Consider the following 7,206-nt stretch of genomic DNA (forward strand, 5'->3'; position numbering starts at 1 on the left):
GCTCGGGGTGGACGGGACGCGCGGTGGTCACGGCGGTGCGGTGGCCGACGGCGGCGGGCTCGGCGGCGGGGCTGGCGAACCCGGTGCCGGTGCCGGTGCCGGTGTGCTCGACGTCGGTGTGCTCGACGTCGGTGTCGAGGACGTCGCCGCGGTACAGCGCTCCTGGGCCGCCCTCGGCGAGGCGATCCGCGCGGGCGACCCGGCGGCGGTGTCGCTCGCGGCCGATGCCGGCACCGTGATGGGCAACGCGGTCGTGCTCATCGTCAACCTGCTCGACGTCGACCGGGTCGTGTTCGGGGGTCCGTTCTGGTCCGACATCGCCCCGGTCGCGCTGCCCGCCGCCCGCGAGGCCGTGATCGGTTCCCGGAACCTCGTCCCGAAGCACCCGATCGCGGTGCAGGACAGTGGTCGGGGTGCGGACGTCGCGGCGGTCGGAGCGGCGTGCCTCGTGCTCGACGCCGCACTGTCCCCGCGGGCGAGCGCGCTGCTCATCCGGCACTGACCCCGCTCGCCGACCGCAGCGCGGTCGCGCGCGAGCGCGGGCTCGGGCGCGCGGGCTCGGTTCGGTTCGGCAGCGCCGAGCGACTTCTCCGACGTCGAACGACAGCGGACGAGTCGCTCGCCAGCGCTCGGCGCCGACCCGCCGGCCCCGTGCGACATCGCGGACGTCGGACGACAGCGGCGGTGTCGCTCGCAACCTCGCAACCCCGCGACCCCGCAACCGCGCAACCGCGCAACCCCGCGACCCCGCGACCCCGCACGACCGAACCCACCCCGCACGACCACCGATCCGACGCCCATCCGTGACCCGCACCCCTTGACACGGATTAAGTCCACACGCTGTACTAATCCTGCGCGCGGGTGACGGAGCCCGCGGACATCCCGTGCAAAGGAGCACCGATGAAACGCCGCACCCGCATCATCGCCGGCCTCGCAGCCGTGGCAGTCGCCGCGGTCGGGCTGGCTGGCTGTTCCAGCTCGGGGTCCGCCTCGAGCGACACGATCAAGATCGCCTACCAGAAGTACGGCGCCTTCCAGCAGCTCGACGCCCAGATGAAGGAGGTCAAGACCGAGTACGAGAAGGCCAACCCCGGCAAGACGGTCACGCTCGTCCCGATCCAGGCCCAGGGCAACGACTACTACACGAAGCTCGCGCTCATGAACAAGGCGCCCGCGACCGCTCCGGACGTCATGTACGAGGACACCTTCCTCATCAAGTCCGACGCCGAGGCCGGCTACCTGCTGCCCCTCGACGACTACGTGGCGAAGTGGAAGGACTGGGACCAGTTCTACGACAACGCCAAGCAGGCCGGACAGGGTGACGACGGCAAGATCTACGGCGTCTCGATGGGCACCGACACCCGGGCGCTCTGGTACAACAAGGACATCTTCGCCAAGGTCGGCCTGCCCGTCCCGTGGGAGCCCAAGACCTGGGACGACGTGCTCGCCGCCGCGAAGACCATCAAGGAGAAGGACGCGGGCGTCATCCCGTTCAACATCTACTCCGGCAAGGCGCAGGGCGAAGCGTCCACCATGCAGGGATTCGAGATGCTCCTGTACGGCGCGGAGGGCAACGGCAACACGCTGTACAAGGACAAGAAGTGGGTCGTCGGCTCGAAGCAGTTCCAGGACTCGCTGCAGTTCGTCGAGGACGTGTACCAGGGCGGCCTCGGCCCGACCCCGCAGCAGGCGCTCGACACGAACGTCGGCACGACCATCACGCAGACGTGGCTGCCGCAGGGCAAGCTCGCGATCGACCTCGACGGCTCGTGGCAGTCGGGCTCGTGGCTCGAGTCCGGCACCGCTCCGTGGAAGCAGTGGAACGACGTGATGGGGCAGGCGCCCTTCCCGACGCAGAACGGCCAGGAGCCGGGCTACAACTCGATGTCCGGCGGCTGGACGCTCGCGGTGGGCAAGAACTCGAAGAACCCGAAGGCGGCGTTCGACTTCATCTCCACCTTCCTGAGCAAGGACGGTTCCCTGAAGTACGACACCGAGAACAGCCAGATCGCGGTCCGGAAGGACGTCGCCGAGGACCCGACGTACACGGGTGCGAACCCGACGTTCTCGTTCTTCTCGGGGCTGGTGCAGCACACCAACTTCCGTCCCGCGACGAGCGACTACTCGCAGGTCTCGAACGCGATCCAGGTCGCGATGGAGTCGGTGATGACCGGGCAGCAGACACCCGCCCAGGCCGCGAAGGCCTACGACCGCTCGGTCCAGCAGGTGGTCGGCGAGAAGAACACCGTCGACGCCGGGTAGCGGCGCGAGCCGTCGACGGACTGGAGGCGCGGACCACCGCGTGCACCGCGCCTCCAGTCCGTCCCTCCCCACCTTCGCAACCCCTGGCGCACCCGGAAGGCAACCACCGTGTCAACCACCCCCCTCGCGCCGACGCTGTCGGCGCCCGGTGCGCCGAAGCGCACCGACCCGCCGACGCCGCGTCGGCGGCGCACCCTGCGGCAGGCGAGCCGAGCGGTCCCGCTGCTGCCGGCCGTGGTCCTGCTCGTCGTCTTCCTGCTCGGCCCCGTCGTCTCGTCGTTCTCCGGGTCCTTCACCAACTCGGCGCTGACCGGCGCGAGCGCTGCGAACCAGCAGTTCGTCGGCCTGCAGAACTACGTCGAACTGTTCCAGGACCCGGACTTCCCGAAGTCCGTCGTCCTCACGATCGTGTTCCTGCTCGCCTCGGCGGTCGTCGGCCAGAACGTCCTCGGACTCGGGCTGGCGCTCCTCATGCGCAGCGCGAACCGGGTCGTCCGCGCGGTCGTCGGCACGTTCGTCGTCGCGGCGTGGGTGCTGCCGGAGATCGTGGCGTCGTTCGCGGCGTACGCGTTCTTCAACGACACCGGCACGCTCAACACGGTCCTGTCGTCGATCGGGATCACCGGGGCGAACTGGTTGTACACGTACCCGATGGTCGCCGTCGTCCTGGCGAACATCTGGCGCGGCACCGCGTTCTCGATGCTCGTGTACTCCGCCGCCGTGCAGGAGGTCCCCGAGGAGATCACCGAGTCGGCCGAGATGGACGGTGCGGCCGGGTGGCAACGGCTCGTCTACATCACGCTGCCGGTGATCCGGCGGTCCATCTCGACGAACCTCATGCTCACGACGCTGCAGACCCTGTCGGTGTTCACGCTCATCTTCGTGATGACCGGCGGCGGCCCGGGCACGAACTCGTCGACGCTGCCGATCCTGGCGTACCAGGAGGCGTTCAAGTTCTCGCAGCTCGGCTTCGGGACCGCGATCGCGACGATCCTGCTCGTGGTCGGTGCCGTGTTCTCGATCATCTACATCAAGGCCCTGAAGCCGGAGGTCGACTGATGGCCGTCACCATCCCCGACCACCCCGTGTCGAACGTCACGCGCTCGGTCACCGCCCCGGGCTCGCTGCACATGACGTCGCCGCGCGGCCGCACCATGCGCTGGGTGTCGAACGTCGTGCTGCTCGTCATCGCGGTGTGCTTCGCGGTGCCGCTGCTCTGGCTCGTGCTCGCCTCGTTCGACACGCAGGCGTCGCTGTCCGTGAAGCTCCCGACGCAGTTCACGCTCGACAACTTCACGAAGGTGCTCACGCCCGAACTGTCGTTCATCCCGCTCGGCAACAGCCTGCTGCTCTCCGGCGGCACCGCGGTCGTCACGGTCGTCGTCGCGATCCTCGCCGCGTACCCGCTGTCCCGCTACAAGATGCGCGTCAACAAGCCGTTCCTGTACAGCATCCTGTTCGGCACCGGTCTGCCGGTCACCGCGATGATGGTGCCCGTGTACGCACTGTTCGTGTCGCTCAACCTGATCGACAACGTGTGGGGCTGCATCTTCTTCCTCGCCGCCACGAGCCTGCCGATGGCGATCTGGATGGCGAAGAACTTCATGGACTCGGTGCCGATCTCGCTCGAGGAGGCCGCGTGGACCGACGGCGCCTCGATGTTCACCACGCTGTGGCGGATCGTCATCCCGCTCATGCGCCCGGGCATCGCGGTCGTGTTCATCTTCGTGTTCATCCAGGCGTGGGGGAACTTCTTCGTCCCCTTCGTCCTGCTGCTCTCGCCCGACAAGGTGCCCGCCGCCGTGAGCATCTTCAACTTCTTCGGGCAGAACGGAGCCGTCGCGTACGGGCAGCTCGCCGCGTTCTCGATCGTCTACTCCGTGCCCGTCATCGCCCTCTACGTCCTCGTCTCGCGCGGCCTCGGCGGGGCGAACGCCCTCGCCGGCGGCATCAAGGGCTGACACTCGCCTCCCTGCTGGAAAGGAACCACTCCATGCACCACGACGAACCGCTCGTCGAAGCCCGGATCGCCCGACTCGTCCGCGACCGGATCGACCCCGCCGTCCTGCGGCGGTCGGCCCCGGTCACGATCGACGCGTGGCAGGTCCCCGGCGAACCCGTCCCGTTCGCCGAGGCCGTCGCGGCCGAGTACACGCCGTTCCGGGTCGGCGACGCCTGGGGTGGACGACCGTGGGGGACGACCTGGTTCCGGGTGCGCGGGACGGTGCCCGCCGACTTCGGCACCGACCCCGGCACGACCGCCGAGCTGCGGGTCGACCTCGGGTTCTCGGGGCGCCAGCCCGGGTTCCAGGCGGAGGGCCTCGCCTGGCGTCCGGACGGCACGACCGTGAAGGGCATCGAGCCGCTCAACGACACCGTGCCGCTCGAGGTCGGGGCGGGCGGCACGTTCGAGCTCTACGTCGAGGCGGCCGCGAACCCGGACATCGGCGGCGACCACTTCCAGGGTGCGACGCCGCTCGGGTCGCGGGCCACCGCCGGCACGGAGCCGATCTACCGGCTCCGTGCCCTGGAGCTCGTCGAGCGCGACGACATGGTGTGGGAGTTGCAGCAGGACGTCCGGGTGCTCCGGGGTCTGATGGCCGAGCTGCCGACCGACGGCACCCGCGGGGCCGACCTGCTCCGCGTGCTCGAACGGGTCGCCGACGCCCTGGACCCCGACGACGTCGCCGGCACCGCCGCGGCGGCGCGGGAGGTCCTCGCGCCCGCCCTCGCCGTGCCCGCCAGCGCCGCCGCGCACCGGGCGATCGCCGTCGGGCACGCCCACATCGACTCCGCCTGGCTCTGGCCGGTGCGCGAGACGGTGCGGAAGTGCGCGCGCACGTTCTCGAACGTCCTCGACCTGATGGACCGCGACCCCGACTTCACCTTCGCGTGCTCGTCGGCGCAGCAGTACGCCTGGATCCGGGACGGCTACCCGTCGATCTGGGCACGGATCACGCAGCGCGTCGCCGAGGGACGCTGGATCCCGGTCGGCGGCATGTGGGTGGAGTCGGACACGAACCTGCCCGGCGGCGAGGCCCTTGCCCGCCAGTTCGTCGCGGGCAAGCGGTTCTTCCTCGAGGAGTTCGGCGTCGACACCCCCGAGGCGTGGCTACCCGACTCGTTCGGCTACACCGGCGCCCTGCCCCAGATCGTCCGTGCCGCCGGCTCGAAGTGGTTCGTGACGCAGAAGCCCTCGTGGAACGAGACGAACGTCATCCCGCACACCTCGTTCCACTGGGAGGGCATCGACGGCTCGCGCGTCCTGACCCACCTGCCCCCGGCCGACACGTACAACTCGGACGTCTCGGCGGCCGACCTGCACCGCGGTGAACGGCAGAACAAGGAGCGCGGCGTCGCGAACACCTCGATGCTGCTGTACGGCTTCGGCGACGGCGGTGGTGGCCCCACGCGTGAGATGGTCGCCGCGGCCCGCCGGCAGCACGACCTGGACGGGTCGCCCCGGGTCGACCTCGGGACCCCGGCGCAGGTGTTCGAGGAGCTCGAGCGCGCGCTGCCGACCCCCGCGGTGTGGTCCGGGGAGATGTACCTCGAGTTCCACCGCGGGACCTACACGTCGCAGATCCGCACGAAGCAGGGCAACCGCCGCTCCGAGCACCTGCTCCGCGAGGCCGAGACCTGGGCCGCGACCGCCGCGGTCCGGCACGGCACCGAGTACCCGTACGACGCACTCGAGTCGGTGTGGCACACGGTCCTGCTCCAGCAGTTCCACGACATCCTGCCGGGGTCGTCGATCGCGTGGGTCTACGAGAACGCCGAGGCCGAGTACGCCCGGGTCGCCGCCGTGCTCGAGGAGCTCATCGGCAGCGCGACGAGCGTGCTCGCGACCGGCGGCGGCACCGCCGACGGCGGTCAGGTGGTGCGCTTCAACGCCGCGCCGGTGGCGGCGGACGGAGTGACCGCGCTGGGAGGTGCGCCCGCCGACGCGGCGCGACCCGTGCCTCCCGTCCGACACGGCGACCACCTGGTGTTCGACACCGGCGTCGTCACCGCGACCATCGACGCGGACGGCCACGTCGTCTCCCTCGTCGAGCACCGGTCCGGTCGGGACGCGGTCGCCCCCGGGGCCGTCGCCGCGCAGTACACGGTGTTCCGCGACACCCCGAACCAGTGGGAGGCGTGGGACATCGACCGCGCCTACCAGCGGAACGGGACCGTGCTCGCGGCCGCGTCGGTCACGGTCGAGGGCGACACCGTCGTCGTCGAGCGGCCGTTCGGGTCCTCGTCGATCACCACGCGGTACTCGGCGGTCGTCGGGCAGCCGGAGCTGCTCGTCGAGACCGAGGTCGAGTGGCACGAGCGGCAGAAGCTCCTCAAGCTCGCGTTCCCGCTCGACGTGCGGGCGGCCGCGGCGTCGAGCGAGATCCAGTTCGGGCACATCGACCGGCCGACGCACCAGAACACCTCGTGGGACATGGCCCGATTCGAGACGTCCGCGCACCGCTGGGTGCACGTCGCCGAGCCGGGGTTCGGTGTCGCGGTCGCGAACGACTCGACCTACGGGCACGACATCACCCGCTCGACCCGTCCGGACGGCGGGACCACGACGCTCGTGCGCGAGTCGCTCCTGCGCGCGCCGACCTTCCCGGACCCGCACGCCGACCAGGGGCACCACGTGTTCCGCACGGTGCTGCGCGTCGGCGACTCGGTGCTCGACGCGGCGGACTCCGGCTACCGGCTCAACCTGCCGGTGCGCGCCGTGCCGGGCTCGGCCACGGTCGAGCCGCTCGTGACGGTGTCGTCGCCGCAGGTGTTCGTCGAGGCGGTCAAGCTCGCCGAGGACCGCTCGGGCGACGTCGTCGTGCGGCTGTACGAGGCGACCGGCGGCCGTGCGGCGGACGTGGGCGTGGACCTCGGGTTCGACGTCGCGGCGGTCGAGCGGGTGGACCTGCTCGAGCGGCCGCTGGGGTCGGGGTCGTGGGG

4 protein-coding genes and 1 pseudogene are annotated in these 7,206 nt (G+C 70.6%); all 5 read left to right on the forward strand.

The genetic code is table 11. The features are described 5' to 3' along the window. A pseudogene (locus BEP24_RS15525) lies at positions 1 to 502 on the forward strand (ROK family transcriptional regulator); the annotation flags it as partial. A 398-nt stretch (positions 503 to 900) separates the two neighbouring features. Next, positions 901 to 2,262, forward strand: coding sequence for an extracellular solute-binding protein (locus BEP24_RS15530; protein ID WP_065964951.1), 1,362 nt, complete (start codon positions 901 to 903; stop codon positions 2,260 to 2,262). A 195-nt stretch (positions 2,263 to 2,457) separates the two neighbouring features. Beyond that, positions 2,458 to 3,321 (forward strand): sugar ABC transporter permease, encoded by an 864-nt coding sequence (locus BEP24_RS15535; protein WP_253181731.1) that lies wholly within the window; start codon positions 2,458 to 2,460, stop codon positions 3,319 to 3,321. A gap of 71 nt (positions 3,322 to 3,392) precedes the next feature. Then, positions 3,393 to 4,223, forward strand: a complete 831-nt coding sequence (locus BEP24_RS15540) for a carbohydrate ABC transporter permease (RefSeq protein ID WP_139197367.1) — start codon at positions 3,393 to 3,395, stop codon at positions 4,221 to 4,223. Positions 4,224 to 4,255: 32 nt separating this feature from the next. Further along, positions 4,256 to 7,206, forward strand: a 2,951-nt coding sequence (locus tag BEP24_RS15545; protein ID WP_065964953.1) for a glycoside hydrolase family 38 C-terminal domain-containing protein, incomplete at its 3' end; no start/stop codon positions are given.

The organism is Curtobacterium sp. UCD-KPL2560 (assembly GCF_001705035.1).
In the GTDB taxonomy this organism is placed as follows: domain Bacteria; phylum Actinomycetota; class Actinomycetes; order Actinomycetales; family Microbacteriaceae; genus Curtobacterium.

Coding starts and splice junctions, on each gene's coding strand:
- BEP24_RS15530 (WP_065964951.1), top strand. CDS start 901: ATGAAACGCCGCACCCGCATCATCGCCGGCCTCGCAGCCGTGGCAGTC.
- BEP24_RS15540 (WP_139197367.1), top strand. CDS start 3,393: ATGACGTCGCCGCGCGGCCGCACCATGCGCTGGGTGTCGAACGTCGTG.